General features: G+C 74.8%; 25 protein-coding genes and 1 pseudogene. 6 read left to right on the plus strand and 20 right to left on the minus strand.

The window, feature by feature from the left end; all coding sequences use genetic code 11:
* Positions 1–8: 8 nt before the first annotated feature.
* The 4 genes from RKE38_RS16825 to RKE38_RS16840 all read right to left on the minus strand — a co-directional run bounded on the left by RKE38_RS16825 (position 9) and on the right by RKE38_RS16840 (position 2,782).
* On the minus strand, positions 9–686 hold the full coding sequence (locus RKE38_RS16825) for an alpha/beta fold hydrolase (RefSeq protein WP_316008619.1): 678 nt from the start codon (positions 684–686) through the stop codon (positions 9–11).
* 136 nt (positions 687–822) lie between these two features.
* A complete protein-coding gene (locus RKE38_RS16830; RefSeq protein WP_316008620.1) occupies positions 823–1,605 on the minus strand; it encodes a DUF3618 domain-containing protein in 783 nt (260 codons plus the stop codon).
* Positions 1,602–2,009, minus strand: coding sequence for a phage holin family protein (locus RKE38_RS16835; RefSeq protein ID WP_316008621.1), 408 nt, complete (start codon positions 2,007–2,009; stop codon positions 1,602–1,604). Before RKE38_RS16835 ends, RKE38_RS16830 begins: the two co-directional genes overlap by 4 nt.
* On the minus strand, positions 2,006–2,782 hold the full coding sequence (locus RKE38_RS16840) for a hypothetical protein (RefSeq protein ID WP_316008622.1): 777 nt from the start codon (positions 2,780–2,782) through the stop codon (positions 2,006–2,008). The genes RKE38_RS16835 and RKE38_RS16840 overlap by 4 nt, the downstream gene beginning before the upstream one ends.
* Before the next feature lie 318 nt (positions 2,783–3,100).
* On the opposite strand from RKE38_RS16840, the gene RKE38_RS16845 reads away from it, so the two are divergent.
* Positions 3,101–4,291, plus strand: coding sequence for a Vms1/Ankzf1 family peptidyl-tRNA hydrolase (locus RKE38_RS16845; protein ID WP_316008623.1), 1,191 nt, complete (start codon positions 3,101–3,103; stop codon positions 4,289–4,291).
* Between the two features lie 30 nt (positions 4,292–4,321).
* On the opposite strand, the gene RKE38_RS16850 is transcribed toward RKE38_RS16845, so the two are convergent.
* Entirely contained in the window at positions 4,322–4,924 is a 603-nt protein-coding gene (locus RKE38_RS16850) for a hemerythrin domain-containing protein (RefSeq protein ID WP_316008624.1), read from the minus strand.
* Positions 4,925–5,115: 191 nt separating this feature from the next.
* Between RKE38_RS16850 and RKE38_RS16855 the strand changes: the two genes are divergently transcribed.
* Positions 5,116–5,589: a DUF4383 domain-containing protein gene (locus RKE38_RS16855; protein WP_316008625.1), complete on the plus strand. Its 474-nt coding sequence runs from the start codon at positions 5,116–5,118 to the stop codon at positions 5,587–5,589.
* 14 nt (positions 5,590–5,603) lie between these two features.
* Positions 5,604–6,467, plus strand: a complete 864-nt coding sequence (locus RKE38_RS16860) for an MBL fold metallo-hydrolase (RefSeq protein ID WP_316008626.1) — start codon at positions 5,604–5,606, stop codon at positions 6,465–6,467.
* A gap of 30 nt (positions 6,468–6,497) precedes the next feature.
* Here RKE38_RS16860 and RKE38_RS16865 read toward each other — a convergent pair whose 3' ends face one another.
* The 3 genes from RKE38_RS16865 to RKE38_RS16875 form a co-directional block, all read right to left on the minus strand.
* Positions 6,498–7,211, minus strand: a complete 714-nt coding sequence (locus RKE38_RS16865; protein WP_316008627.1) for a GAF and ANTAR domain-containing protein — start codon at positions 7,209–7,211, stop codon at positions 6,498–6,500.
* Entirely contained in the window at positions 7,208–7,960 is a 753-nt protein-coding gene (locus tag RKE38_RS16870) for an ANTAR domain-containing protein (RefSeq protein WP_316008628.1), read from the minus strand. The genes RKE38_RS16865 and RKE38_RS16870 overlap by 4 nt, the downstream gene beginning before the upstream one ends.
* Before the next feature lie 199 nt (positions 7,961–8,159).
* On the minus strand, positions 8,160–9,035 hold the full coding sequence (locus RKE38_RS16875) for a glycosyltransferase family 2 protein (protein WP_316008629.1): 876 nt from the start codon (positions 9,033–9,035) through the stop codon (positions 8,160–8,162).
* Between the two features lie 217 nt (positions 9,036–9,252).
* Here RKE38_RS16875 and RKE38_RS16880 point away from each other — a divergent pair, with 217 nt between their 5' ends.
* Entirely contained in the window at positions 9,253–10,245 is a 993-nt protein-coding gene (locus tag RKE38_RS16880; protein ID WP_316008630.1) for a UDP-glucuronic acid decarboxylase family protein, read from the plus strand.
* 27 nt (positions 10,246–10,272) lie between these two features.
* On the opposite strand, the gene RKE38_RS16885 is transcribed toward RKE38_RS16880, so the two are convergent.
* The 12 genes and pseudogenes from RKE38_RS16885 to RKE38_RS16935 all read right to left on the minus strand — a co-directional run bounded on the left by RKE38_RS16885 (position 10,273) and on the right by RKE38_RS16935 (position 22,231).
* Positions 10,273–11,214, minus strand: a complete 942-nt coding sequence (locus RKE38_RS16885) for a glycosyltransferase family 9 protein (RefSeq protein ID WP_316008631.1) — start codon at positions 11,212–11,214, stop codon at positions 10,273–10,275.
* Positions 11,211–11,951, minus strand: coding sequence for an SDR family oxidoreductase (locus RKE38_RS16890; protein ID WP_316008632.1), 741 nt, complete (start codon positions 11,949–11,951; stop codon positions 11,211–11,213). Before RKE38_RS16890 ends, RKE38_RS16885 begins: the two co-directional genes overlap by 4 nt.
* A gap of 41 nt (positions 11,952–11,992) precedes the next feature.
* Entirely contained in the window at positions 11,993–13,444 is a 1,452-nt protein-coding gene (locus tag RKE38_RS16895) for a PfkB family carbohydrate kinase (protein WP_316008633.1), read from the minus strand.
* On the minus strand, positions 13,441–14,031 hold the full coding sequence (locus tag RKE38_RS19590; protein WP_410055479.1) for an SIS domain-containing protein: 591 nt from the start codon (positions 14,029–14,031) through the stop codon (positions 13,441–13,443). The genes RKE38_RS16895 and RKE38_RS19590 overlap by 4 nt, the downstream gene beginning before the upstream one ends.
* Before the next feature lie 90 nt (positions 14,032–14,121).
* Positions 14,122–15,300, minus strand: a pseudogene (locus RKE38_RS19595) (glycosyltransferase); the annotation flags it as partial.
* A complete protein-coding gene (locus RKE38_RS16905) occupies positions 15,297–16,280 on the minus strand; it encodes a glycosyltransferase family 4 protein (RefSeq protein ID WP_316008635.1) in 984 nt (327 codons plus the stop codon). The gene RKE38_RS16905 and the pseudogene RKE38_RS19595, both read right to left, overlap by 4 nt.
* A complete protein-coding gene (locus RKE38_RS16910) occupies positions 16,277–17,359 on the minus strand; it encodes a glycosyltransferase family 9 protein (protein ID WP_316008636.1) in 1,083 nt (360 codons plus the stop codon). Before RKE38_RS16910 ends, RKE38_RS16905 begins: the two co-directional genes overlap by 4 nt.
* Entirely contained in the window at positions 17,352–18,917 is a 1,566-nt protein-coding gene (locus RKE38_RS16915; RefSeq protein WP_316008637.1) for an HAD-IIIA family hydrolase, read from the minus strand. Before RKE38_RS16915 ends, RKE38_RS16910 begins: the two co-directional genes overlap by 8 nt.
* Entirely contained in the window at positions 18,914–20,581 is a 1,668-nt protein-coding gene (locus RKE38_RS16920) for a carbamoyltransferase (protein WP_316008638.1), read from the minus strand. The genes RKE38_RS16915 and RKE38_RS16920 overlap by 4 nt, the downstream gene beginning before the upstream one ends.
* 78 nt (positions 20,582–20,659) lie before the next feature.
* A complete protein-coding gene (locus RKE38_RS16925) occupies positions 20,660–21,133 on the minus strand; it encodes a hemerythrin domain-containing protein (RefSeq protein WP_316008639.1) in 474 nt (157 codons plus the stop codon).
* Between the two features lie 132 nt (positions 21,134–21,265).
* Positions 21,266–21,907, minus strand: a complete 642-nt coding sequence (locus tag RKE38_RS16930; protein ID WP_316008640.1) for a UdgX family uracil-DNA binding protein — start codon at positions 21,905–21,907, stop codon at positions 21,266–21,268.
* A gap of 57 nt (positions 21,908–21,964) precedes the next feature.
* A complete protein-coding gene (locus tag RKE38_RS16935; protein WP_316008641.1) occupies positions 21,965–22,231 on the minus strand; it encodes a hypothetical protein in 267 nt (88 codons plus the stop codon).
* 259 nt (positions 22,232–22,490) lie between these two features.
* Between RKE38_RS16935 and RKE38_RS16940 the strand changes: the two genes are divergently transcribed.
* Together RKE38_RS16940 and RKE38_RS16945 are read left to right on the plus strand one after the other, a co-directional pair.
* On the plus strand, positions 22,491–23,300 hold the full coding sequence (locus tag RKE38_RS16940; protein WP_316008642.1) for a sigma-70 family RNA polymerase sigma factor: 810 nt from the start codon (positions 22,491–22,493) through the stop codon (positions 23,298–23,300).
* Positions 23,293–23,922: a nicotinamide-nucleotide amidohydrolase family protein gene (locus RKE38_RS16945; protein WP_316008643.1), complete on the plus strand. Its 630-nt coding sequence runs from the start codon at positions 23,293–23,295 to the stop codon at positions 23,920–23,922. The genes RKE38_RS16940 and RKE38_RS16945 overlap by 8 nt, the downstream gene beginning before the upstream one ends.
* The last annotated feature ends 20 nt before the right edge of the window (positions 23,923–23,942 follow it).

Genomic DNA, 23,942 nt, shown 5'->3' on the forward strand with positions numbered 1-23,942 from the left:
GTGCCGGGCTACACCTGGAGCAGCTGCTCGCCGCCCCGGAGGCGGTCGACAGGGGCGCCCACGCTGTCCCCGAGCAGCGTCGCGCGCACCCAGTCGGCGGCGAGGCCGTCGAAGACCGCGTGCCGCCTGAGCATGGCGTGCTTGCCCTCCCGCACCGTGACGAACCCGACCCGCGCGCTGCCCGAGAGCCGGCGGGCGACGGCCCGGGCGTTGGCCAGGCTGGCGATGCGGTCCGAGTCGCCGTGGACGAACAGCACGTCCCGCCCCGGCGCCGGTGGCACCGCCTCCTGCGGGTACACCCAGGAGGCCAGGGCCACGACCGACCGCACCTGGGGAGCGGCCGCCGACAGCAGCGCAGCGCGACCGCCGAGGCTGTGCCCCACGAGGGCGACGGGCAGGTCCGCGCCATACCGCTCCCGCACCTGGCCCAGCGCCCATCGCACGTCGTCGACGGGGGTGGTGTGGGTGTCCCAGCCGCGGGCCGAGTTGAGGAGACGGAACACCGCCAGGCGTCCGCGCCCGGCCTGGGCAAGGCGTCCCGCGATGGGCACCATGCGCAGCACCGACAGCTGGGTGGGGCTCACCCGCATGGCCTGGCCCCGGCTGGCGCCGCCGTGCAGGACGAGGGCGACCGCCTCGGGCCGCGCCGGCGTGCGCGTCTCGACGAGTCGTGAGTACACCTCCATGGTCACCCAGCCTGCCCCGGCCCGACGCGCGGCGCAGGGTGGGCGGGCAACGCGTGGCCGACACGTGACGCGGGACGGGCCCGGACCAGTCGGTCCGGGCCCGTCCCGTCCACACGGGTCGTGGGGGAGTCGGCGGTCAGGAGCCGACGCTCCCGCCCGAGGAGCCGGTCGAGCCGGTGGAGCCCGTCGGCGACTCGTAGGTGGACCCGTACGTGCCGGAGGACCCGTACGTGCCCGAGGTGTCCGAGGAGCCCGAGGAGCCCGAGGACGCGCTGCCCGCGGCGTCCTGGGCGGTCTCCTTGACCTGCTGGGCCTTGTCGGCGCCCTCCTGGCGGACCTCCTCGACGCCGGACTGGGCCTGGTCCTTGACGGCACCGGCCGCCTGCGCAGCCGGCTCCTTGAGGTTCTGGCCGGCCTCCTGGGCCACCGACTTGGCCTCCTCGACGAGCGGCTGCGCCTGCTCGCGGGCGTTGCGTGCGAGCTCCTGCTCCTTCTCGCTCGCCGGCAGGAGCGAGCCGACGATCCAGCCGATGCCGAGGGCCACGGCGCCGGCCGCGAGCGGGTTGCCGCGGGCGCGCTGCGCAGCGCGGTGGGGGACCTCGGTGGTGGCCTGCACCGCGTGCTGCGCGGTGTCGGCGCCACTGCTGCCCATGTCCTTGGCGCCGCCGGCGACGTCGTGGGCAGTGCCCATGACGCTGTCCTTGAGGGACGCCACGCGGCCCTTGGCACGCCCGACGGTGCGGTGGGCCACCTGGGAGGGGCTGACCGAGTTGCCGAGCGTGTCCACGTCGGCGGCGAGGCGACCGCGGGTGCGGTCGATCTCCCGGCGGATCGCGTCCGGGTCGTCGGTCGACGTCGTGGACGGCACGGTGGTCGTGCTCGTCTCGTAGGTGTGGGTGGTCTCATAGGGCTGCGTCATGGCGTCTGGTGTCCTTTCAGGGCGTCGGGGATGTCCTTGACCGTGTCCGTCGTGCGGGGCAGTCCGGGGGCCTGCTTGAGCTGTCCACGGCCCACGGCGGCCAGTACCGCGGCGATGACCGCCCAGATGACGGCGACCACCAGGCCGGACCAGCCGCGGCCGATGGCGTTCCCGAGCCCCCACCAGACGGCGACGGACAGGAACACGAGGGCGAGCTGGCCCGCCACGCCGGCGCCGGCGAGCATGCCCGCGCCCTTGCCGGCGCGGGTCGCGCTCTCCTTGGCCTCGGCCTTGGCGAGGGCGACCTCCTGCCGCACCAGCGTCGAGAGGTCCTGGCTGATGTCGGAGACGAGCGCACCGAGCGAGCGCAGCGACTCCTCGCGGGTCGACTGCTGCTCGGTCACGGGAGCACCTCGTTGTCGCGCGGCGCGCCGACCGGTCCGCGCACGGGCTCGGGCGGCAGCGTGCTGCCGACCTCGGACGCGGGGTCACCGAGCGGGCCACCGGCCGTGATGTCCTCCTCGGCGGCGGTGCCGTAGCCCGGGGTCTCCAGGGGCGTGGTGGCCGGGCTCGCGGTCGTCCCCGTCGTCTCGACACCGGCCGTCGGGAAGCCGTCTCCCGTCCCGACCGCGCCGGTGGCCGCCGGGGCGCCGAAGCCCGCGGTGGAGTGGGTGGGGGAGTAGCCGTTCGACGCGCCGCCGGACGAGTCGTCGCGCTTCTCGTCAACGGTCGCCCGGGTGAGCCGACCGCCGACGACGCCGAGGATGGCGGCAGCCGCGAGGAACGTGCCGGGGCGGCGGCGGGCGAAGCCGCGGACCTCCTCGAGCACGCTGGCCGGGTCGCGGTCCTCGAGCCAGCGCGAGGCGTTGTGCGCGTGGCCGGCGGCCTCGCGAACGAGGCCGGTGGCCATGCCGTCCTGCTCCGAGTTGTCGGCCATGGAGTGCAGCTCGTCGGCGATCCCTCTGAGGGACTGGGAGATCCGTGACTGTTGCTGGCTCGCCTGGTCGGTGAGCTCGCTCCTGGACTGGGACAGCAGGTTCCGAGCCTGGTCGCGGGCCTCCCGCGCGACCTGCGTGGCCTGGTCCGTGGCGGTCGAGGCGACGTCCTTCGCGGCCTCCTTGCCCTGGCCGCCGACGTCGCGCGCGGCCTGGGTGGTCGACGACTGGGTTTCGCTCATCGCCGGATCCTCTCTGTGTGGTGGATGTCGCACTGGTGGACGGCGCAGAACGGTGCGCGCCGTGGCCTTGCGAGTACCCCGGCGGGGGCCGGTCAAACCTCCGGCCCGCCCACGACGGCAAGGCTGTCCCCCCGGCACGCACACGGTCCTCGCGCTGAGTCGTGCGCTGACAAGGAATGGCCGGCTGAGGGCTGGGTACGGGTCGGCCATGACAGCCCACATCTGCAACCAGTCCAGGCCGGCCCGGCCTGGTCGCCCCCTCGACCTCGGGGTGGCCTGTGCGGCCCCGACCCGTCCCAAGACGAGCGAGGTGCGCTCATGAGGCTCTCCGATCTGGCGGACCTCGCCGAGCTCGGCAAGGCGGCCGGCCCCTTTGCCAGTGTCACCCTCGACGCCACCGCGGTCGACCGTGCCTCTGGCGGTGACGTCGAGCAGCGCTGGGCGGTGCTCGAGCGCGAGCTGCGCGAGAACGGCGCGCCCGACGAGGTCGTCGAGATCGTGGCCGCGCAGGCCGTCGCCCCCACGGGCGAGGGCGGCGAGGTGACGAGGGTCCTTGTGGCCGGGCCGGACGGCCTGGTCGTCGACCGGCTCCTGCCCGGGCGCCCCGCTCGAGAGGAGGCGGCATACGGACCAGTTCCGCACCTCATGCAGCTGCTGCGCGCCGCGGCTCGCTTCGTCCCGTATGCCGTCGTCCGCCTCGACCGCTCGGGCGCCGACATCGACGTGGTGGGCGGGCTCGGCACCGGTGCCCGGACCGAGGTCGTCGAGGGCGGCCACGAGGTCTTGCACAAGGTCCCGGGAGGAGGCTGGTCCCAGCGACGGTACGAGGCCCGGGTCGAGGACTCCTGGGAGCGCAACGCCGAGGCCGTGGCCCGCGAGATCGACTCCGTCGTGCGCCGCCACGCCCCCGACGTCGTGGTGGTCGCGGGGGACGAGCGTGCCTGGGGCGAGCTGCGATCCCGGGTCGGGCACGCGGCGTCGGAGGTGCTCGTGCGGATCGACTCCGGCGGCAGGGCGGAGGGCACGTCCGAGGACGCGGAGCACGAGGCCGTGGTGCAGGCCCTGGACGAGGCGCGCGCCAGGCGTCGCCAGGAGGTGCTGGGCGAGCTGGCACAGGAGCTCAGCCGCCAGCAGCGCGCCGTCGAGGGTCTGGACGCGGCCGTCGACGCGCTGCGCCGCGGGCAGGTGGAGCAGCTGGTGCTGCGGGACGAACCGTCGTCGGCCATCATCCTCTGGTCGGGCGCCGTGCCGCTCGGCCTCGGCACCACGCGCGAGGACGCCGTCGCCGCGGGCCAGTCCAAGCCGGTGGAGGTGCGGGCCGACGCGGCCCTCGCGTGGGCCGTCGTGGGGCAGGACGCGAGAGTCCTGCTGGTCGAGGACGACGACCCGCACGTCCGCGACGACGTCGCCGCCGTGCTGCGCTGGAGCGACCAGTCGACGCCGCACGACCGCGTCCCGAGCATGCCCGGACACGGCGAGACGCCGGGGGGCAGCGAGAACCCGGAGTAGCCCGGGACCTCTGTGCGGTGGGGCTCGAGGTCAGTCGAGGCGGCGGCTGACCTCGAGCCGGGCCGCGTCGACGAGCGCCGCGAAGCCGCCATCGCCTGCCGCGCGCTCGGTCATGGCGTCCGAGGCGGCAATCGAGTCCACCTGGTCCAGCAGGCGCAGCACCATGCTGGTCTCCGCCTCGTCCAGCTCCTCGAGCCGCGTCCCCAGCTCGTCCCGTTCCTCGGCCTCGGCGTGCGCGAGCAGCGCCTCCGCCCAGGCGTCGAAACCGCGCTCGAACGCCGTGCCCCCCGGGTCGAGCCGCTCCAGCCGCTCCATGGCGTCCGTGGCCTCGCGTTCCTCGGACACACGAGCCCCCACCTCCCCGTCCTCGGTGCTGCCTCGGCCGAGGACGGGGTGGAGGCTGTTCTGCTCGACCACCTCGTGCGCGGCGACGTAGCGGAGCAGTGCGCTGAGTGCCTCGCCTCGGGCCGGATGGGCGTCCCGGACCGCCTCGACCAGGTCGCGCAGGTGCCGGTGCTGGGCGGCGACGACGGCGCGGACCTCCTGGGGGCCACCGTGCCGGGGGCCGATCTCGTCGCCCACGGGCCTGCCGACCGGCTCCTCATGGGGCGTAGGGCGGGTGCCCTCTGTCATCGGTTCCGTCATCGTCCTGCCTCTCGTGGGCTGTGTGTCGTCTCCGACCCCGGGACGTACCCGGACCACCGTGCGCGGAAACGAGGGCGGCGCCACGATCCGGGCTGCGGTGGGGGAATGGGCGGCCTGCGGCCGGGTAGGGGAGGCACAGCCGGGCGCGAACGCGCCGGGCTTGAGCCAAGGAGGACCGCATGACCAGCCGCGCGACCAACGTCACGGGTGTCGACGAAGCCGAGAGGACCCACGTCCAGCGCGCCGCGCAGGTGGTGGGCGCAGCGTTCCTGCTCGTGGGCATCCTGGGCTTCATCCCCGGCATCACCACGAACTACGACCAGATGTCCTTCGCCAGCCACGACTCCGAGGCCATGTTGCTCGGCGTCTTCCAGGTGTCCGTCCTGCACAACATCGTCCACCTCCTCTTCGGGATCGCCGGCCTGGCGATGGCGCGGGCCGTGACGAGCGCCCGCCGCTTCCTCGTCGGGGGCGGCGTCATCTACCTCGTCCTGTGGCTCTACGGCCTGTTCATCGACAAGGAGTCGGCAGCCAACTTCGTGCCGCTCAACACCGCCGACAACTGGCTGCACTTCCTCCTTGGCCTGGGCATGATCGCGCTGGGACTGGCGCTCACCCGCCGACCGGCGGACACCCGCGTCCAGGGCGTCTGAGGCCGTCGATCACGATGCCTGACGACACCACCATCGCGCCCCACCCGTTGGCGGCGGACACCGTCGCCGACGGGGCGGGGTCTCTGCTCTTCATCGGCAACGCCACCACCCTGATCCGGCTCGGGCCGTTCACGATCCTCACGGACCCGACCTTCGTGCACCGGCACGAGTCGGTGGACCTCGGTCCCGGCCTCAGCAGCAAGCGCCTCACCGACCCGGCGATGGAGATCGACGAGCTCCCACCGGTCGACCTGGTGCTGCTCTCGCACTTCCACGGCGACCACTTCGACCAGGTCGCGCAGGAGCGCCTGGACAAGGACCTCCCCGTGGTGACCACGCCCCAGGCCAGGAAGGAGCTGGAGTCCCTGGGGTTCCGGCAAGTCACCGGGCTGGAGACGTGGGACACGGTGACGGTCCCCAAGAACGGCGTCGAGCTGCGCATCACCTCCTGCCCCGGTCGGCACGGCCCCGGGCTGGTCGACCTCGTCCTGCCGGACGTGATGGGCAGCGTGCTCGAGGTCGTCGGTGACGACGAGGCACCCCGGGTCTACGTCAGCGGCGACACCCTCGTCTTCGACGGCCTGGACGAGATCGCCCGCCGGTACCCGCAGCTGGACGTCGGCGTGCTGCACCTCGGCGGCACTAGGGTGCTCGGGATCCTCGTGACCATGGACGCCGAGCAGGGGGTCGAGGCCGTCCGTCGCCTCCAGCCAGACCTCGTGCTGCCGGTGCACTACGACGACTTCGACGTGTTCACCTCGCCGCTGTCGGACTTCCTGCGCGCAGCCGAGGTGGCCGGGTTCGGCGACCGGGTCGTGACGGTGCCCCGCGGCGCCCGCCAGGACCTGCGCCCCGGGGCTGCGCGCCGAACGCCGTAGACCGCGGCTCCGCGCCGAGTGCCGACGCCGTCAGGCGTAGGGGACGCCGTCGACCGCCGCCTGCAGCACGCGTCGAGCCATGCCGGTCAGCGTCACCCCTGCGGCGCTCGCCAGCTCCACCAGCCGGACGTACGCCTCGTCGGTCGGCACGTCCTCCCGGAAGGCGATGACGCCCTTGGCCTGCTCGACTGCGGTGCGACCAGCGAGGGCGAGACGCTTGCGGCGCCCCAGCTCGACCCCGTCGACGTCCTGTGGTGCCACGATGACGAGGCTCGCCACGTCGGCGAAGGCCCGGCCGGCCGGCACCAGCTCCGCCTCGTCGCCCTGTGGCGTGGCGGCGTGGAACACGTTCAGCGCGCCGTACGGCTCGCCTCCCCAGGTCACCGGGAAGGCGTGCACCGCCGTGAACCCGGCACCGACGATCGCCTCGCCCACGTCGCCCCAGCGGCTCGTGATGTCCGCCGCCGATCTGCACGAGACGACGGCACCGTCGCGCGCAGCCTCGTGGCAGGGTCCACCCCGGTGCTGGATCTGGTAGAGCTCCACCTCACCCGCCCCGTGCGAGGTGGCGGCCAGCAGCTCCAGCCCGTCGGCCTCGTCGGTGAGCACCAGGCCACCAGCGGCACCGCCCAGGGCCTGTACGGCGTCGAGGAGGAGCGCGGCGAGGAGGTCAGTGGTGTCGTGGGCGCCCACGAGGGCGGAGGTCGCGCGTGTCAGGGCCTCGGTCATGGAGCTACCGGTCATGGGGAGCTTCCTTCGCTGCTGTCGGTGGTGCGGAAGTCGAGCGTGCGGTCGAGAACGCGGTGGGCCGTCGTGGCCAGTGGCTCGCCGCTGGCGAAGGCGTGGGCCTTCAACAGGGTGGCCGCGTCGCCGGCTCCGAGTCGCAGCTGCGCCATGACCATGCCGGTTGCCTGGTGGATCGCGGAGCGATCGGCCCACGGGCCGGTGCCCCCCACAATCTGGAGCTCGTCGGCCGGGTCGTGCTCCACCGCGGCGCCGCCGACGAGGTCCGCGACGAGCTGGCCGTCGGCCGTGTCGAGCGCGAGGGCCGCACCGGGCTCGAGGTGGTAGGTGAGCACACCCACCACCTCACCGCCCGACCGCATGGGGAACGCCTCGACCAGGACCGGTCCGAGCTCGTCCCGGACCGCGCCGGAGAGCTCGGGCCACCGGGGGTCCTCCACGTGGTCGAGCAGGGCGCGGACATGGACGCCGTCAGTGAAGGCCAGTCTCCCGGGCCCCTGCGAGAGGACGTCCTGGAGGTCCTCGAGCCGGGCGGCAACGTCGTCGGTGGCGCAGAGGGTGATTCGTTCGGCGCTCGCGTAGGCCACCGTCAGGGCGACTCCCGGGGCCCGGCTCAGCGCGGCGGCCGCGAGACACAGCCTCCGCGGCATACCCAGGTCCGCGTGGTGGTTGGAGAGCTCGGTCGCCAACGTGCGCAGGAGGGCAGCCACGTGCTTCGGGTTCACGACGACGCCCTTGTCACGGCGCACCGGACGACTTTCCGGCCGGTCGAACCCACCCGGCTTCCTGTGGCGCCACGAGACATGCCATGCCGGTACCCGTTTGTGCGCAGCGCAATCACCGGTCCGGCCACGTCCCAGACGATAGCTGTCGCGGGTGGGGTGCCGACGCATGGCCACGGGCCGTGTCGTGGCTGCGGGGACCGGCGTACGGCACCGTGCACGTGCCTCAGCCAGAGGCGCGGGCGACGTCGCCTCGCACACCGCTGGGCGCGACCCGCCGGCGTGAGGGTACGCGCCACGCCCGCGCCAGCGCCTGGCCCAGCGCGCGCCGGTGTCGGCCGGAGCGCAGCGAGAGGACGGCCGCTCGCCCGGTCGTGCGTGCGCACATCCACCAGGGGTCGCGGAGCCAGGACGTGAGCAGCTGCGAGCGCAGGATGTCCGAGCTCCGATCGGCGCGGTCCGCGCGCTCCTGCGGGTGGTGGTGTGCGACGACGTCGTCGACGTAGGCCAGCTCCCACCCGGACGCCATGAGGTCTAGGGCGAGGAGCTGCTCCTCACCCGGGAAGCGCACGACCGGGTCGAAGCCCCCCGCATCCAGGAACGCCGTCCCGCGCACCACGGCACCGCACGCGACGAAACCGACGATGCGCGGGTACGGCGTGCCCGTGATCGTCCCGAGCGGTGCACGGGCCATCTCGGCGCAGGTGGGGTCGAGGGCCTCGTCCGGCCCGACGAGGAGCCGTGCCATGACCACGGCCACGCGGGGGTGGGCGTCGAGCACGGCCGCCGCCCGCGCCAGCGCGCCGTCGGCCCACCAGGAGTCGTCGTCGCTGAACGCGACGTACGGCGTCCCCGCGCGGCCTGCCCCGACGTTCCTCGCGCAGGCACCGGCGTTCTCCGCGAGCCGCACGACGTCGACGCCCGGGAAGCTGCGGCGCACCGCGTCCTCCGTGCCGTCGCACGAGGCGTTGTCCACCACGACCAGCGGGCTCGGTGGCTCCATCGCGCGCAGGTGCGCGAGCGCACTGAGGGTGTCGGCGCGACGGTTGCGGGTGGCCATGACCACGGTCACAGCAGGCGAGGGAGGCGGTGGTGTCGGCATCTCCTGTCAGTACCCCGGACGCGGTGCGCCCACGCGGGGGTGCTGCGTGCCATCGCGTATGCCGGGGCCGGCCTCCCGGTCCCGCCTCCCGGTCGCTGCGGTTCGCGTCCGTCGAGGGACGGCTCGTGGGCAGCTCGTGGGCAGCTCGCTGGTGACCCGGCGCATGAGCACGACGGGAACGGGTACGGGCCGGGAGGCCGCGCGAGAGGAGCACACCATGACCACCGACTCCGTCGGGGACTGGCAGGGCAGGCGCGTCGTCGTCACCGGCGGCGCCGGGTTCCTGGGCAGCCACCTGTGCGAGACGTTGCTGCGGGCGGGGGCGCACGTCATCGCCCTCGACGACTTCTGCACCGGCTCGGCGACGAACGTCTCGCACCTGCTGGGCACGCCACGGTTCCGGCTGGTGCGCTGCGACGTGACGGACTTCGTGCACGTGCCCGGACCCGTGGACGTCGTGCTGCACTTCGCGTCGCCGGCCTCACCGGTCGACTACCTCAAGCTGCCGCTGGAGACGCTCAAGGTGGGCTCGCTCGGCACCTGGCACGCCCTCGGACTGGCCAAGGAGAAGGACGCCCGGTTCGTGCTGGCCTCCACGTCCGAGGTGTACGGCGACCCGCAGGTGCACCCGCAGCCCGAGGACTACTGGGGGCACGTCAACCCCATCGGCCCGCGAGGCGTCTACGACGAGGGCAAGAGGTTCGGGGAGGCCCTCGCCACGGCATACCGGACGGCGGAGGGGGTGGACGCCGGCATCGTGCGGATCTTCAACACCTACGGCCCCCGCATGCGGCCCCACGACGGCCGGGCGATCCCCACCTTCATCCGCCAGGCGCTCGCCGACGAGCCCTTGACCGTGGCGGGGGACGGGCTCCAGACGCGCTCGGTCTGCTTCGTGGGCGACCTCGTGCGCGGCATCCTGGCCTTCGCCGCCACCGACGAGCCCGGGCCCGTCAACCTCGGCAACCCCGACGAGATGACGGTGCTGGACATCGCTCGGGACGTCATCGCCGCCACCGGGTCGGGCTCGACGGTCGTGCACGTCGAACGGCCCGTCGACGACCCCCACGTCCGACGCCCGGACACGACGCGCGCCCGCACCCTGCTCGGCTGGGAGCCGCGCGTCCCGTGGCAGGAGGGGCTGGCGCTCACGGTGGACTGGTTCCGGGCGCAGGAGGCGCAGGACGGGGCGGCGCGCGAGGCGGTCTGACCGTCGCTCCCGGCTGGACCGCTCGCGTCAGCCGGACGTCCCGACCGGCCGCGCCGCCAGCAGGGTCCGGGCGGCCTCCAGGACCTCCGGCACGGTGGTGCGAGCGAGGCGGGGATCCAGGTCGTCGGCGTGCGGATCACCGGCAGGGTCGCCCGGACGCGGGTGCCACAGCACCCGGTGCAGGTGGCCGTCGATGCGCGGGCCCCAGTGGGCCGGGTCGACGGGGCCGCAGAGGACGACCGACGGTGTCGCAGAAGCCGTCGCCAAGTGGGCGGGACCGGTGTCTCCGCTCAGCACCAGCGCGGCGGTGGCCACCCGGCGGAAGAGCCCGGGGAGGTCGTCCACACCGCTGCAGTCCTCCACGCCGGCGTGGGCGGCCACACGGGCACACAGGGCCGCTTCCGCCGGCGAACCGGTCACCACGACGGGATGGCCGTCCTCCGCAAGCGCTGCGGCCACTTCCGCCCAGCGTTCCGCGGGCCAGCGCCGCGACCCGGCCGCGGCGCCGGGGTGCACGACGACGTGGTCGCGGCGCGCTCCGTCCGACGGCAGCCGCAGGTCCTCGACGGAGCAGGGGACACCGCCCCAGGCGGCCAGCCGCACCCACCGGTCGACCTCGTGCTCGTCCGGCAGCCACGGCGGTCCGTCGACGTGGTCGGCCTCCGGGCAGGCGAAGCCGAGCAGCCGGCGCGGTCCGAGCGCCTCCAGGAGGCGGTGGCTCTCGGGGCCCCGCCCGTGCAGGTCGACAGCCAGGTCGGGGGGTGGACCGGCCCACGTCAGGGGCGCCAGGCCGGAAGAGGGCAGGACCTCGTCGACGAGGCCGAGGTCGGTGAACCAGGGCCCGAGCCGAGCCGGCGCGGCGAGCACCAGGTGCGCGTCGGGATGCCGTCGGCGCAGGCCCCGCAGGACCGGCACGCCGGTGAGCAGGTCGCCGAGACCGAGGGCCCGCAGCACCAGCACACGCGTCACGGCCAGGAGGGCTCCATCGACGGGGCGACGACGAGCTCGCGCAGCTCGCAGCCTGCCGGTTGGGACAGCGCGACTAGCACCGCCCGGGCCACGTCCGCCGGGTCGTTGAGCTGGGCGTCGGGGCCCGGCTTGTACTGCTCGGTGCGACCGTCGAAGAACGCCGTGCGCATGCCGCCGGGGATGAGCAGGGTGACGCCCACCTTCCCGGCAAGCTCGGTGGCCAGCGCGCGGGTGAACCCGACGACCCCGAACTTCGAGGCGCAGTATGCCGTGGCGTCGCCGACCGCCTTGAGGCCCAGCGTCGAGCCCACCGTCACGATCCGGCCGTGGCGCTCGAGCAGGTGCGGCAGGCAGGCCCTGACCACCGCGGCCGTGCCCAGCAGGTTCACGGCGATGACGCGCTCCCAGTCCTTGCGCGACACCTGCTCCAGGGGTCCGCAGGCGTCGACGCCCGCTGCGGTCACGACCGCGTCGGGCGGTCCGGCGAGCTCGAGGAGCTCCTCGAGTGCGGCTTCGGTCGCGGCACCGTCGGACAGGTCCACGGTGACGTGCGGGACGTCGACCCGCGGGGCCGCGAGGTCGAGCACGGCCGGGTGGCCGCCGGCTGCCAGCACGGCGTCGACGACTGCTGCGCCGAGTCCGCTCGCACCGCCGGTGACGACGACCGTCCCGGGCCCGCCCGACCCGGAGGCCGTGTCGGTGCTGCCGCTGTCGGGGAACAGGTTCTGTGCGTCCATGGGGACACCTCTCTGGTCGGTTCGGTTCGGGTCGGTGGTGGTCAGCGCAGACGCTGCAGCAGCGCGGTGGTCGAGCGGCCGGACAGGTAGGGGAGGAGGACCACCCGGCCGCCCCAGCTGCGCACCAGCGGTGCTTCCGGGAGGTCGGTGCCCTCGTAGTCCCCGCCCTTGGCCCACACGTCGGGCCGGAGCCGGCCCAGGGCCTCGTCGGGGGTGTCCTCGTCGAAGACGACGACGGCGTCGACGCAGGCGAGGCCGCTCAGCAGGCGCACCCGGTCCTCCTGCGGGTGCACCGGCCGGTCCGGGCCCTTCAGGCGACGCACCGAGGCGTCGCCGTTGAGCAGGACCACGAGGCCGTCGCCCAGCCCGCGCGCCGCCTCGAGGTACTGGACGTGGCCCGCGTGCAGGCCGTCGAAGCAGCCGCCTGCCGCGACGAGGGTGCCGCCCGACTCGCGGATCTGGGTGGCGATCTCTCCGGCGGCGTCTGCGCGGGGGGTGCGGCCAGCAGATGCCCTGGTGGTGCGGTCGGTGGATGCGGAGGTGCCGGCAGGGGCCGTGCCTCCGTCGGCGCCCGCCCTCGTGGTCGGGTCCGCGTCTGCGGCTGTGCGCCGGCGGTAGCCGCCCGCCCCACCCTCGGCGACGAAGCGGGTGGCCGCCGCGACCGCGCCGGTCACCGCCTCCCCGGCGGTCCGCCCGCGACCCAGAGCGACGGCGGCCGCGGCCGCGAACCGGTCACCCGCACCGCACGAGTCGCCCTCGACGTGCCCGGCCGGGACGTGCAGCGGCTCACCCGAGCCGGACGCGAACCAGGCCCCTTGGGATCCGTCGGTGACGGCGACCCCGGCGGCGTCCCAGTCGCGCACGAGCCGAGCGGCGAGCTCGTCGCCCGGGACGCTGTCCGCCGCGCCGCACGAGCGACGCGCCTCTGCCACGTTGGGCGTGACCAGCGTCGCCCCCGGAACCGGTGCGGGACCCGAGGGATGGGGGTCCCACACGATCGGCCGGTGCCGGGCGCGCGCAGCCAGCAACGGTCGCAGCAGCTCGTGGTCGCTGGTCCCGCGGCCGTAGCAGGCGACCAGGACCACGTCCGCGCCCTCGATCAGGTCTGCGACGCCGTCGGGCAGCCCGGCGAGCGGGTGGGCCGGGCCTCCGCGGTCGTAGCGCACCACGACCTGGCCGCCGGCCATCACCCGGGTCTTCTCACGGGTCGTCCCTGCGGCTGGGAGGGGGACGACCTCGGCGCCGGCGGCTTCGAGGGCCCGGCGCCACAGGCGACCGGCAGGGTCGTCCGACCACGGAGCCACGACGGTGACCTGGGCGCCCTCGTCGAGGCACATCAGCGCTGCCAGGCCCGCACCGCCCGGACCCACCCGCTCCTGCTCGACGTCCACCACCGGCACCGGCGCGTCCGGGGCCAGCCGGGTGGCGGAGCCGTCGAGGTCCCTGTCGAGGACGACGTCTCCGACGACGACCAGGTGGGGGCGGCGGCTCACCGGCGCACCGCCGCGCCGGCCGATAGCAGTGTGCTCGGCTGCGCTGCCGCCGGCGCCTCCGCGGCGGGTCGCGACAGCGCCTCGTCGAACACCGCGCACAACCCGTGCACCGCCATGAGGTGGGCCTCCTGCACCGCGGCGGTCGACGGCGCGTCCACGGCCACCACGGCGTCGCAGAGCGCGGCGAGGGGGTTGGGCGCCGGCCCGGTCAGGCCCCACACGAGCACCCCGAGGTCGCGGGCGCGCTTGGCGGCGTGCAGGACGTTGCTGCTGGACCCACTGGTCGAGAGGAGGATGAGCACGTCCCCGGGGCGCCCGTGCGCCTCGACCTGACGGGCGAACACCTCGTCGGGGCCGTAGTCGTTGAGGATGGCCGTCAACGAGGACGTCTCCGCGGTGAGGGCGAGCGCCGAGAAGGGGCGCCGGTCCTCCCGGAACCGTCCGACGAGCTCGGCGGTGAGGTGCTGGGCCTCCGCCGCGCTGCCGCCGTTGCCGGCGACCAGCACCCGGGACCCCGCCGACAGCGCCGTCGCGAGGTCCTCACCCCACCGGCGCACCACGTCGCCCTGGGCGCACAGCGAGTCCATCGCCCGGCCCACCTCACGCACGTGCGTCTCGAGCCACTCGCAGCCCGCGGACACCCGTCCGGGTGCGGGGGCCGACGTCGCGTGCTTCGTCGCCACCACCCGCTCGTATGCCGTGAGCGTCTGGGCGGCCACCGTGGACCAGTCGAAGCGCTCGACCGCCCGTCGGCGTGCGGCCCGGCCCATCTCGCCGGCCCGGTCCGGATCCTCCAGCAGCTCACTCACAGCGCGGGCGATGGCGCTCGGGTCGCGAGGTGGCACGAGCACGCCCGTGACCCCGTCCTCGACGGAGTCGAGCAGGCCGCCGACGGCGGCGCCCACCAAGGGTCGTCCACTGGCGGCGGCCTCGAGCGGGGTGATCCCGAACGGCTCGTACCAGGGCACGGCCAGCACCACGTCCGCCGACCGGTAGACCGCCGGCATGGCGTCGTGCTCCACCTGGCCCCAGAGCAGCAGCCGGTCCGCCACGCCGGCGTCCCGGGCCACGGCGCGCAGGCGCTCGGCCTCGGGGTCCTGGTCGAGGCGGTCCCGGGGCGGGCCGCCCGCCACCACGAGCTCGACCCCGGGGAGGTGGGCAAGCGCCCTCACTGCGTCATCGAAACCCTTGCGCGGCACCATCCGCCCGACGAGCAGGAGGCGGGGCCGGGCGGCCGCAGCGCGTGGCCCGGCGGGGGTGAACCGGCGGGTGTCGACGCCGCACGGGACGACCACCACCCCAAACCCATCGATGCCCATCGCCCCCAGCTCGGCCACCTCGTCGCGGCACGTCGCCACGACGAGGTCCGACTCCCGAGCCACCCGGGTCTCGAGCCCCACCCGCTCCGGCGGGCTGGTGTCGGCCGCTCCCTGGTGGCGGCGCTTCACCGTGCCCAGCGCGTGGAACGTCTGCACGACCGGCACCGAGCTGCCGCGGGAGGCGGTCAGGGCCGCCAGTCCGGACATCCAGAAGTGCGCGTGCACGACGTCGGGGCGTTCGTGGAGGCGCCAGTCCTGCCCCAGCCACCGACCCAGCTCGTCCATGTGCGGCAGCAGCTCGTCCTTGGGCAGGGGTCTGGCCGGACCCGCCGGCACGTGGACGACCGTCACCCCGGGTGCGAACGGCACCCGCTCCGGGAGGTCCGGGTCGTCGCGGCGGGTGTAGACGCGGATTTCGTGACCCAGGCTCCCGAGGGTCCGGGCGAGGGCTGCCACGTGCACGTTCTGGCCACCTGCGTCGGCCTCACCGAGGGCTGCGAGCGGGCTCGCGTGCTCGGACACCATGTCGATCCTCATGCGGTTGCCTCCTCCAGAAGGGAGTCCCAGTCGGCGAGGAAACGGTCCAGGCCGAAACGTCTCAGGGCGTGCTCGCGTGCCGCAGTGCCGACCCGGTCGGCCTCGTCCGGGTCGTCCAACCAGCGCCGGGCGACCTGGCGCAGGAGGCTGGGGTCGTTGGTGACGACTCCCGTCCCCGGGGGCACGGCCTCCGGGGCCTCGGTGGTCGACAGGGCGAGCACCGGCATACCCAGCGTCATGGCCTCGACCAGCGAGAGCCCGAGGCTCGTCCAGCGGTAGGGGTGCAGGTAGACCCGGTGGCGCCCCAGCTGTTCGTGCAGCTCGGTCTGGCTGACGTCGTGGCAGGTCTCGGGGGACAGGCCGCGCAACCCACGTTCCCGCGCCGTCGTCCCGAGCTCGTCGGTGCCCATGCCGTAGGCGTGCAGCGGCAGGTCCGCAGCGAGATCCAGCACGAGGTCGGTACCTGCGACCCGGGTGCGCCGGACGGGCTCGTTGACCACGACCGCAAGGCTTGCGTCCTCGCCGGTCCAGCGGTGGCCGGGGTCGGGTATGCCGTGCTCGACGACCCGCACGGGCTGCGCGCCGTTGTCCCAGCACAGGGCGTTGAAGTGGGTCACGTGCACGACGGTGCTCCCGAGCAGCCGCTCGTCCTCCAGGGAGGGGTGCCGCGTGGAGACGGCGTGCCCGGTCGGCGCGTTGTGCTCGAGGTACACGACGGGGACGTCGCGGCCCGGCCGCAGGCCCGTCCACTCCTCGACCAGGTCGGCCTCGTGGGGCCGCTGGAGGACGACCACGTCGATGTCCGCGTCGCGGAGCCCTTCGGGCGCGACCTCGCGCGCACCGGCCGGCCAGTCCCAGGTCTGGGCCCGGCCGCGACCGTCGGGTCCACGGTCGGGAAGCACCGGGAGCAGGTACTGGTGCCGACCCGAGACGAACGACGTCGTCCACGACCCGTGCACGTGCCAGAGGAGGATGTTCACGCGCGGGCCTCCTCGCTGCGATGTGCGGGCAGGGGCTGCCGCTCGCCGGGCGGAGGGCCGACGAGGCTCTCGACCGCATCGACCACGTCCTGGGGCCGGATGCCACCCAGGCAGGGGTGCCCGGCCACCGGGCACTGCCGCGCGCGGGTGCCGCGGCAGGCCGCCTGCTGGTCGCCCAGGACGACGGTGGGGACGCCCCACGGTGCCCATCGGTCGGCGGGCACGACGGGGGAGAAGAGGCTGACGACGGGGGTTCCCACGGCGGCGGCGAGGTGTGCCGGTCCGGTGTTGGGGGCCACGACGCACGCGGCGCCGGCCAGCACACCCGCCAGCCCCGGGAACGTGGTCTGCCCGGCGAGGTCCGTGTCGGCGAACGAGCCTGCGATCGCGGAACCGGCGTCGGCCGGCGGGCCCGTGACGACGACGTCCCACCCGGCCCCCCGCAGCGCCACGACCACCTCACCCGCCAGGGTGGGCAGCGGGCTCCGGCTCGGCACCGAGGCGGAGGGGTGGACCACGACGTAGGGGCGGGACGCGGCGTGCACCGGGACGGGCCGGATGCGCAGCCGGTCGTCCTCGCCCGGGGCCGGCGGAAAGCCCGCCGCCGTGGCCAGCGCGCGGGCCGCCTCGACCTCGTGGCCGCCGCCGGTGCCCGGGTCGTCGCCGCCCGCCACGCGGCGGTGCCGGACGTCCAGCAGCGAACCCGGGTACGCGTCACTGGTCCCCGACACCCTGGCGACGCCGGCCCACTTGAGCAGCAACGCCATCGGCAGCGGGCTCTGGTGGTACGACGTGAACACCAGCGCCTCGTCGTAGTGGCGGCTGCGCAGCTCGTGCAGCAGCCTGTCCAGCACGCCGGGGACGACCGCGGCCGGGGTGTAGCCGCACCAGGGGGCGTCCACGACGAGCACCTCGTCGACGCCGGGCAGGAGCTGGGCGGCCGGGGAGCCTGCGGGGGAGACGAGCAGGTCGAGGCGTGACGCACGGGCTGCGACCTGGCGCAGGGCCGGGCCCGTGAGCAGGACGTCGCCGAGTCCGTCCAGCCGGACGGCCAGGACACGGGGCGCGCGCTCAGGCACGGTCCACCCCCAGGAGCCGGTCGACCGCCTCCCGCAGGTCGGTCGCCACCTCGGGCGCGTCACGGACCTCCTCCGGTCGTGTGGCGCCCGTGGGGACCAGGACCGACCGGGCCCCGGCCGCGCGGGCTGCGAGGACGTCGCTGCCGATGTCGCCGATGACCACGCACTCCTCGGGGCGCACGCCGAGGCGGCCGGCCGCCGCCTGCACCATCCCCGGCGCGGGCTTGCGACAGGCGCACTGCTCGTCCGGGCCGTGCGGGCACACCTGCCAGGTGTCGAACGGGCCCAGCAGCCGGTCGACCCGCCGGTTCACGGCCGCCACGTCCTCGGGCCGCAGCAGCCCGCGCGCCACCCCGGACTGGTTGGTGACCACTCCGATGCGTATGCCGTGCCGGCGCAGCGTGCGCACGGCATACGTGGCGCTGGCGACGGGCTCGACGCGATCGGGGTCGCCGTTGTACGGGACGTCGTGGACGAGGGTGCCGTCCCGGTCGAAGAGGACGGCGCGCGCCGCTGGGGGCCACGGCGCGGCGCCGCGGTGCCGCCACCAGCCGCCCACGCGGTGGCGCACGGCGGCGAAGGGGATCACGGCGCTCGTCCAGAGCATCGTCGACACCTCGGCCCGGGTCCTCGGTCCCGGCGCGATCCGGCGCCAGGCGAAGTCGGCCCACAGGGCGACCGTGCTGGCCGCCGCACCCGCGGCGAGCGCACCGGCTCGGCCACCCGCCGGGCGTCCTCGGCCCGCCACGGCGACCGTTCCCGCGGCGGCGGCGGTGGCCGCCGCTGCGACGGTCGCGACGTGCCAGGGAAGACGTCCGCGACCGGCCTCGGCGGCGTGCCGCCAGCCGGGACCGTGCAGCCGCCGCATGAGGGCGTCGTCGGCGTTGCCGCGCTGGACCCGGACGCTCACACGGGGGTCCTCGGCACGGACCGCGTGGGTGACCAGACGAGACCCGGTGGTGAGCCGCCACCCTGCCCCGCGCACGCGCAGGGCCAGGTCGGCGTCCTCGCGGTACGCGCGCGGGAAGCGCTCGTCGAAGCCGTGCACCCCGAGCAGCGCCTCGCGGCGGTACGCCATGTCGGCCGTCGCCCACCGGGCGTCCTGCAGGCCGGCGGTCGAGCGTTCCCAGTCCGTGGGCTTGCGGTCAGGCGGCAGCGGCACCCGCAGCCGTCCCTGGACGGCGCCGACGTCCGGCTCGGCCTCACCGAGGTCGGCGGCGAGCCGGGTGCTCCAGTCGAGCGGCAGCTCGACGTCGTCGTCGAGGAACGCCACCCAGGGCGCCTCCACCACGCGCCAGCCGAGGTTGCGCGCGGCTGCCGGCCCGCGGCCGAAGCCCCGCAGGACCCGCACCCCCGCCAGCCCCGCGGGCACGACGGCCGACAGGTCGCTCACGTCGTCCGCGCCGGGGGCAGTGCGCCGGTCGTCCACCACGACGACCTCGGCGGGTGCCGGACCCTCCTGGGCTGCGAGCGACTCGAGCAGCGTGTGCAGGCTCTGTCGGCCGACGGTCGGGACGACGACGGCGTATGCCGGGAGAGCCCGGTGTGCGTGCGTCACCGGGTGTTCCCGGTGGCCAGGCCGGTGCGCCGCACGAGGTGCGGGCCGAGCACGAGGGCGTCGACGGGGGCGGAGCCGAAGAGCTCCAGCGCCTCGCGCGGGGTGTCGACCATGGGGCGGCCGGCGGTGTTGAGGCTCGTGTTCACGACGACGGGCAGGCCCGTGCGCTGCTCGAAGGCGCGCAGCAGGGCGGCGACGTGCGGCGTGGTGTCGTCGTCGACGGTCTGGATGCGGGCCGTGCCGTCGACGTGGACGACGGCAGGAATCCGGTCCCGCCACTGCTCCGCGACGCGGTGGACGAAGAGCATGTACGGACTGGGGACCGGCCCCTGGTCGAAGAGCTCGCTCGCGCGCTCGGCGAGCACCATGGGCGCGACCGGCCGGAACTGCTCGCGGCCCTTGACGTCGTTGAGCCGCTCGAGGTTCGTGGCGAAGCCGGGGTGGGCCATGAGCGAGCGGTGGCCCAGCGCGCGCGGGCCGTACTCGCTGCGTCCGTCGAACCACGCCACGACGCCGTTGGCGGCCAGCACGTCGGCGACCTCGCCGGCGAGGTCGGCAGGCGTCGTGAAGGGCAGGGCGGCACGTCGCAGCTCCGCGGCGAGGTCCTCGTGGGAGAAACCGCGCCCGAGGGCGGCGGTGTGCATGGGCGTGGCGAGGGTACCGTCGTCGGCGGCGACCTGCAGGGCGGCGCCGAGGGCCGTCCCGGCGTCGCCCGCGGCCGGCTGCACCCAGACCTGCTGGAAGGGCGTCTCGCGCCAGATGCGGCTGTTCGCCACGCAGTTCAGGGCGATGCCGCCGGCCATGGCCAGGGCGGTGTCACCCGTGCGGTCGTGCAGCCACCGGGCCAGCTCGACGAGGACCTCCTCGAGGCGCGCCTGCACCGAGCAGGCCAGGTCGGCATACTCCTCCGGCCAGTCCGTCTCGCCCCCGGCGCGACGCGGCGCCATCTCCTCCCAGTCCGGGACGGGGGCCTCGAACCCGCCGTCGGGTGTGGTGCGGACGAGGTCGCGCAGCCGCTCGAGGTGGCGCGGCCGGCCGTACGACGCGAGCGCCATGACCTTGTACTCGTCGCTGGAGCGCAGGAAACCCAGGTGCTCGGTCAGCGACTCGTAGAGCAGCCCCAGCGAGTGGGGGAGCTGCTGCTGGGCGAGGACCTCCAGGCGACCGTGCTCGTACCGGCCTGCCAGGTGCGAGGCCTGCTCGCCGCGCCCGTCGAGCACGAGGACGCTGCAGGGACGTCCGTCGCCGGGCAGGGGAGCGGCCAGCGCCGCCGAGGCGGCGTGTGCCACGTGGTGCGGTACGAACCGCACCTGCTCGCGGTGCAGCCCGGGCAGCGCCTCGGCGAGAAAGCCGGGTGCAGCCTCGGCATACATGAGCCGGATGTGGTCCCACGGGTCGTGCAGCCCCATGTCGGCGGCCGGCTTGGCCAGGGCCGGGTCGAAGGAGTACGCGACCGCGTCGAGGTCGGCGGGCCCCAGGCCGGCCTGGTCGAGGCACCACCGCATCGACTGCTCGGGCAGCTCCCAGGCCGCGAAGGGCACGGGACGCTTGCCGTGCTTGCGCCGCGAGAAGCGTTCCTCCTCGGCGGCGGCGACCACCGCGCCGTCGACCACCAGCGCGGCGGCCGGGTCGTGGAAGAGGGCGTTGACGCCAAGTACTCGCATTGCCGGGTCTTACCCGGGAGAAGCGCTTCTACTCTCCCGGGGGAGAAGCGCTTCTGTCCCCAGCAGGAACGCAGGCGGTCACAGGCCCTCTGCCGCGCCGAACCGCACGGCGCGGCCGAGGTCGCGCCGACGGGCCTCGTCGACGGCGGCAAGGAGGGCCGGGAGCTCCTCGGCCTCCTCCATGCCGGCGTGGTCCAGGACGGCGGCCTGCAGCTGGCCGAGCGCCAGCTCGAACTCGTCGGACTCGGCATCCAGGCCCTTGCACCGCGCGAGCGCGGACTCCGCCCGCAGCTCCTCGGAGAGGCGTGCCCGGGCGATGTCGAGCTCGCCGATCTCGGCCGTCACGGGGCGCAGGAACTCCTCCTCGAGGGCCTCGTGCACGCACAGCAGGTGGGCCAGGTCCGCGAACGCCACGGCCCGCGCGGCTCCCGAGACCGCGCGCACCTGCCCGAAGGACTGCCGGATCAGCTCGTGCTGCTCCACCAGCACGCGGACGACATCGTCCTCGTGCAGTCCGGAGAGGACGATGGTCTCGCGGGCGGTGGTGGTCATCGAGTCCTCCTTGTGGTGCGAGTGGCGCCTGCGCGCCGGAGGTCTGGGGCTGGCCCTGCCGTAGGCGCGCCCGCTCGGGGCGCTGGCCGGGAGTACCCTCCGCCTGCCGGGGCGAAACGGGGCCGGCTTTCGCTACAGGGCCGCAGCGGCGACCGACAGGTCTGCCACGAGGGCCGTGTAGTCCTGCTCGCGAGTCCGCGACCGGAGCACCGCCGAGGGGTGCACGGTGGTCACGACTGCCTCCGGCGGCTCGGGGAGGGGCAGCCGTTCGAGCGGCCAGGGCATCACCATGCCCCTGACCGCACCCACCCGGAGCGAGGGCCCGTGCACCGCCTGTCCCGCCGTCGCCCCCAGCAGGACGACGACCTGCGGCGCCACGCGCTCCAGCTCGGCGAGCAGCCAGGGCCCGCAGGCCGCAACCTGCCAGCGCGCAGGGGACTCGTGGATCCTGCGCTTGCCGCGCGTCGTGAACCGGAAGTGCTTGACCGCGTTGGTGCGGTAGACGACCTCGCGGGCGATGCCCGCCTCGTCGAGGGCGCGGTCAAGGAGGTGCCCTGCAGGGCCGACGAAGGGCTCGCCTGCGCGGTCCTCCTGATCACCCGGCTGCTCGCCGACGACGACGAGGGGCGCGTCGACCGCGCCGGCTCCCGGCACCGGTTGCGTCGCGTGCTCCCAGAGGTCACAGCCGCGACAGTCGTGGAGGGCGTCCCGCAGGGCGGGGAGTCCACCGTGCGCGGGCACCCACGGTGCTGCGCCCGCGTCGTCACGCGGCACGCGGCACCGACCTGTCGGGCCGGTGCGCCTGCCGACGCGCGCCCAGTGCAGGCACCGTCAGGCGTACCACCGCGGGCACTCGCTGGGTGTGCCGCCGGCAGCACAGACCTGCGCCACCTCCGCGAAGGAGAGGAACTGGCGGTTCGTCGGCAGGTCGGCAAGCTGCCAGAGGAGCTGCCCGGACCCGTGCTGGTGCACGAGCGCGGCGAGCAGCTGGTCGCCGCGAGCCGGTAGGAAGTCCGTCCCCAGCGCCCGCTCGAGTGAGGCCGCGAGGTCGGTCGTCGGAAGGGGACGCGTTCTCGTGGGATCCACCTGGATGGTCATGCTGCTGCTCCTGCCCGCCCCGCGGAGCCCCCGCGGGGCCACCGATCTCAACGGTGTCATGCCCACTTCCGCGGGCTCGCAAACCCATGGCCAGGCATGGACTTGGTATGGCTCCGGTCAGCTCCAGCACGAACCGGTCGGCGGCGAGCCGCTGCTGGGAGAAGCGCTTCGAGTTGTGGGGGGAAGAACTTCGTGTTTGGGTCGGAGCAGGCAGAACGGTCCAACCACGGCGCCGGGTCCCTGCCCGAAGGAGAGCGCCGTGGACACCACGTCGCCGTACCCCCTCTCCCTGCCCCCCTCACCTGACAGCGGGGAGCGCTCGGCCCACGTCCGGGCCGAGGACCTCCTCGTCGAGATGTCCGTGACCCGATCGCTCGCCCGCCGGCGCAGCCTTGAGACCGAGGTGCTGGCCCTCACCTGGGACCTCGCAGACCAGGCCGCCCGTCGGTACCACGGGCGGGGTGTCGACGACGAGGACCTCCAGCAGGTCGCCCGCCTCGCGCTGCTCAAGGCCATCCGTCGCTACCGACCCGGCCTGGGTGCCTGCTTCCCAGCCTTCGCCGTGCCCACGATCACCGGCGAGGTCAAGCGGCACTTCCGCGACTGCGGCTGGGCGGTGCGTCCACCCCGACGCCTGCAGGAGCGGCGGGTCACCCTCGCCCGGCAGGAGGAGACCCTCCGGCAGGAGCTGCAGCGTGAGCCGACGCTCGCCGAGCTCGCGGGTCGGGCCGGCCTCAGCTGTGACGACGTGCGGGAGGTCATGGCCGCCGCCAGCGGCTACAGCACCACGTCACTCGACGGCTCCGCGGCGGGAGGCGACTCACGGGTCGAGGTGCCCGACCCCCATGACCCCTGCGCCGCCCTCGAGGAGCGCGAGGCCCTGCGCTGGGCCATGCGCAGCCTGACGGAGCAGGAGCTGGAGGTGCTGCGGCTGCGGTTCGCCGAGGACCTCACCCAGTCCCAGATCGGCCACCGCATCGGCGTCAGCCAGATGCAGGTCTCGCGCCTGCTGGCGGGCATCCTGGGCCGGCTCCGTGCGGCCATGACGACAGAGGAAGCCGTTGCCTGACACCACACCCCAGACGGAGGACCGGGTGCTGCCCCACGCCGACGAACGCCGGGGACCGGCACCGCTGCCGGTCGCCGGCGAGCTGCCCGTGACGCCACCTGCCCCGGCGGGAGAGCGCGCGCCGCAGGCGGAGGAAGTGGCGCGGCCGACCGCCGACCCGTCGCAGCGGGCCGAGGAGGTGGCAAAGCTGGCGTCCGGCTCGGGCCGCAGCGTCGCCGTCGCCGAGTCCCTCACCGCGGGCGCCCTCAGCAGCGCGCTCGGCGCGGCCCCGGACTCCTCGGCCTGGTTCCGCGGCGGTGTCGTCGCCTACGCCAGCGAGGTGAAGCACACGCTGTTGCAGGTGCCCGAGGGCCCCGTCGTGAGCGAGCAGGCAGCGGTCGCGATGGCGGAGACGACGGCGGACCTGCTGGGTGCGGACGTCGCGCTCGGGGTCACCGGCGCTGGTGGACCCGACCCGCAGGACGGGCAGCCGGCCGGGACCGTGTGGCTGGCGGTCTGCGTGGGGCAGCACACGACTACGGAGTGCCGGAGGTTCCCCGGGGGCCCGGAAGACGTCGTGCAGCAGACCGTGCTGCGCGGGCTGGCCCTCCTGCAGCAGGCGCTCGCCACCGCCGCGGGCTAGCCCGGCCGGCCTCGCGGCCG

Source organism: Phycicoccus sp. M110.8 (assembly GCF_032464895.1).
Lineage (GTDB): Bacteria > Actinomycetota > Actinomycetes > Actinomycetales > Dermatophilaceae > Pedococcus.

Bases quoted from the DNA above. Each gene is read 5' to 3' on its own strand.
- RKE38_RS16925 (WP_316008639.1), bottom strand. From the start codon at position 21,133: ATGACCACCACCGCCCGCGAGACCATCGTCCTCTCCGGACTGCACGAG.
- RKE38_RS16860 (WP_316008626.1), top strand. From the start codon at position 5,604: ATGCCTGACGACACCACCATCGCGCCCCACCCGTTGGCGGCGGACACC.
- RKE38_RS16845 (WP_316008623.1), top strand. From the start codon at position 3,101: ATGAGGCTCTCCGATCTGGCGGACCTCGCCGAGCTCGGCAAGGCGGCC.
- RKE38_RS16920 (WP_316008638.1), bottom strand. From the start codon at position 20,581: ATGCGAGTACTTGGCGTCAACGCCCTCTTCCACGACCCGGCCGCCGCG.
- RKE38_RS16850 (WP_316008624.1), bottom strand. From the start codon at position 4,924: ATGACAGAGGGCACCCGCCCTACGCCCCATGAGGAGCCGGTCGGCAGG.
- RKE38_RS16865 (WP_316008627.1), bottom strand. From the start codon at position 7,211: ATGACCGGTAGCTCCATGACCGAGGCCCTGACACGCGCGACCTCCGCC.
- RKE38_RS16875 (WP_316008629.1), bottom strand. From the start codon at position 9,035: ATGCCGACACCACCGCCTCCCTCGCCTGCTGTGACCGTGGTCATGGCC.
- RKE38_RS16890 (WP_316008632.1), bottom strand. From the start codon at position 11,951: ATGGACGCACAGAACCTGTTCCCCGACAGCGGCAGCACCGACACGGCC.
- RKE38_RS16935 (WP_316008641.1), bottom strand. From the start codon at position 22,231: ATGACCATCCAGGTGGATCCCACGAGAACGCGTCCCCTTCCGACGACC.
- RKE38_RS16855 (WP_316008625.1), top strand. From the start codon at position 5,116: ATGACCAGCCGCGCGACCAACGTCACGGGTGTCGACGAAGCCGAGAGG.
- RKE38_RS16840 (WP_316008622.1), bottom strand. From the start codon at position 2,782: ATGAGCGAAACCCAGTCGTCGACCACCCAGGCCGCGCGCGACGTCGGC.
- RKE38_RS16880 (WP_316008630.1), top strand. From the start codon at position 9,253: ATGACCACCGACTCCGTCGGGGACTGGCAGGGCAGGCGCGTCGTCGTC.
- RKE38_RS16830 (WP_316008620.1), bottom strand. From the start codon at position 1,605: ATGACGCAGCCCTATGAGACCACCCACACCTACGAGACGAGCACGACC.
- RKE38_RS16825 (WP_316008619.1), bottom strand. From the start codon at position 686: ATGGAGGTGTACTCACGACTCGTCGAGACGCGCACGCCGGCGCGGCCC.
- RKE38_RS19590 (WP_410055479.1), bottom strand. From the start codon at position 14,031: ATGGACTCGCTGTGCGCCCAGGGCGACGTGGTGCGCCGGTGGGGTGAG.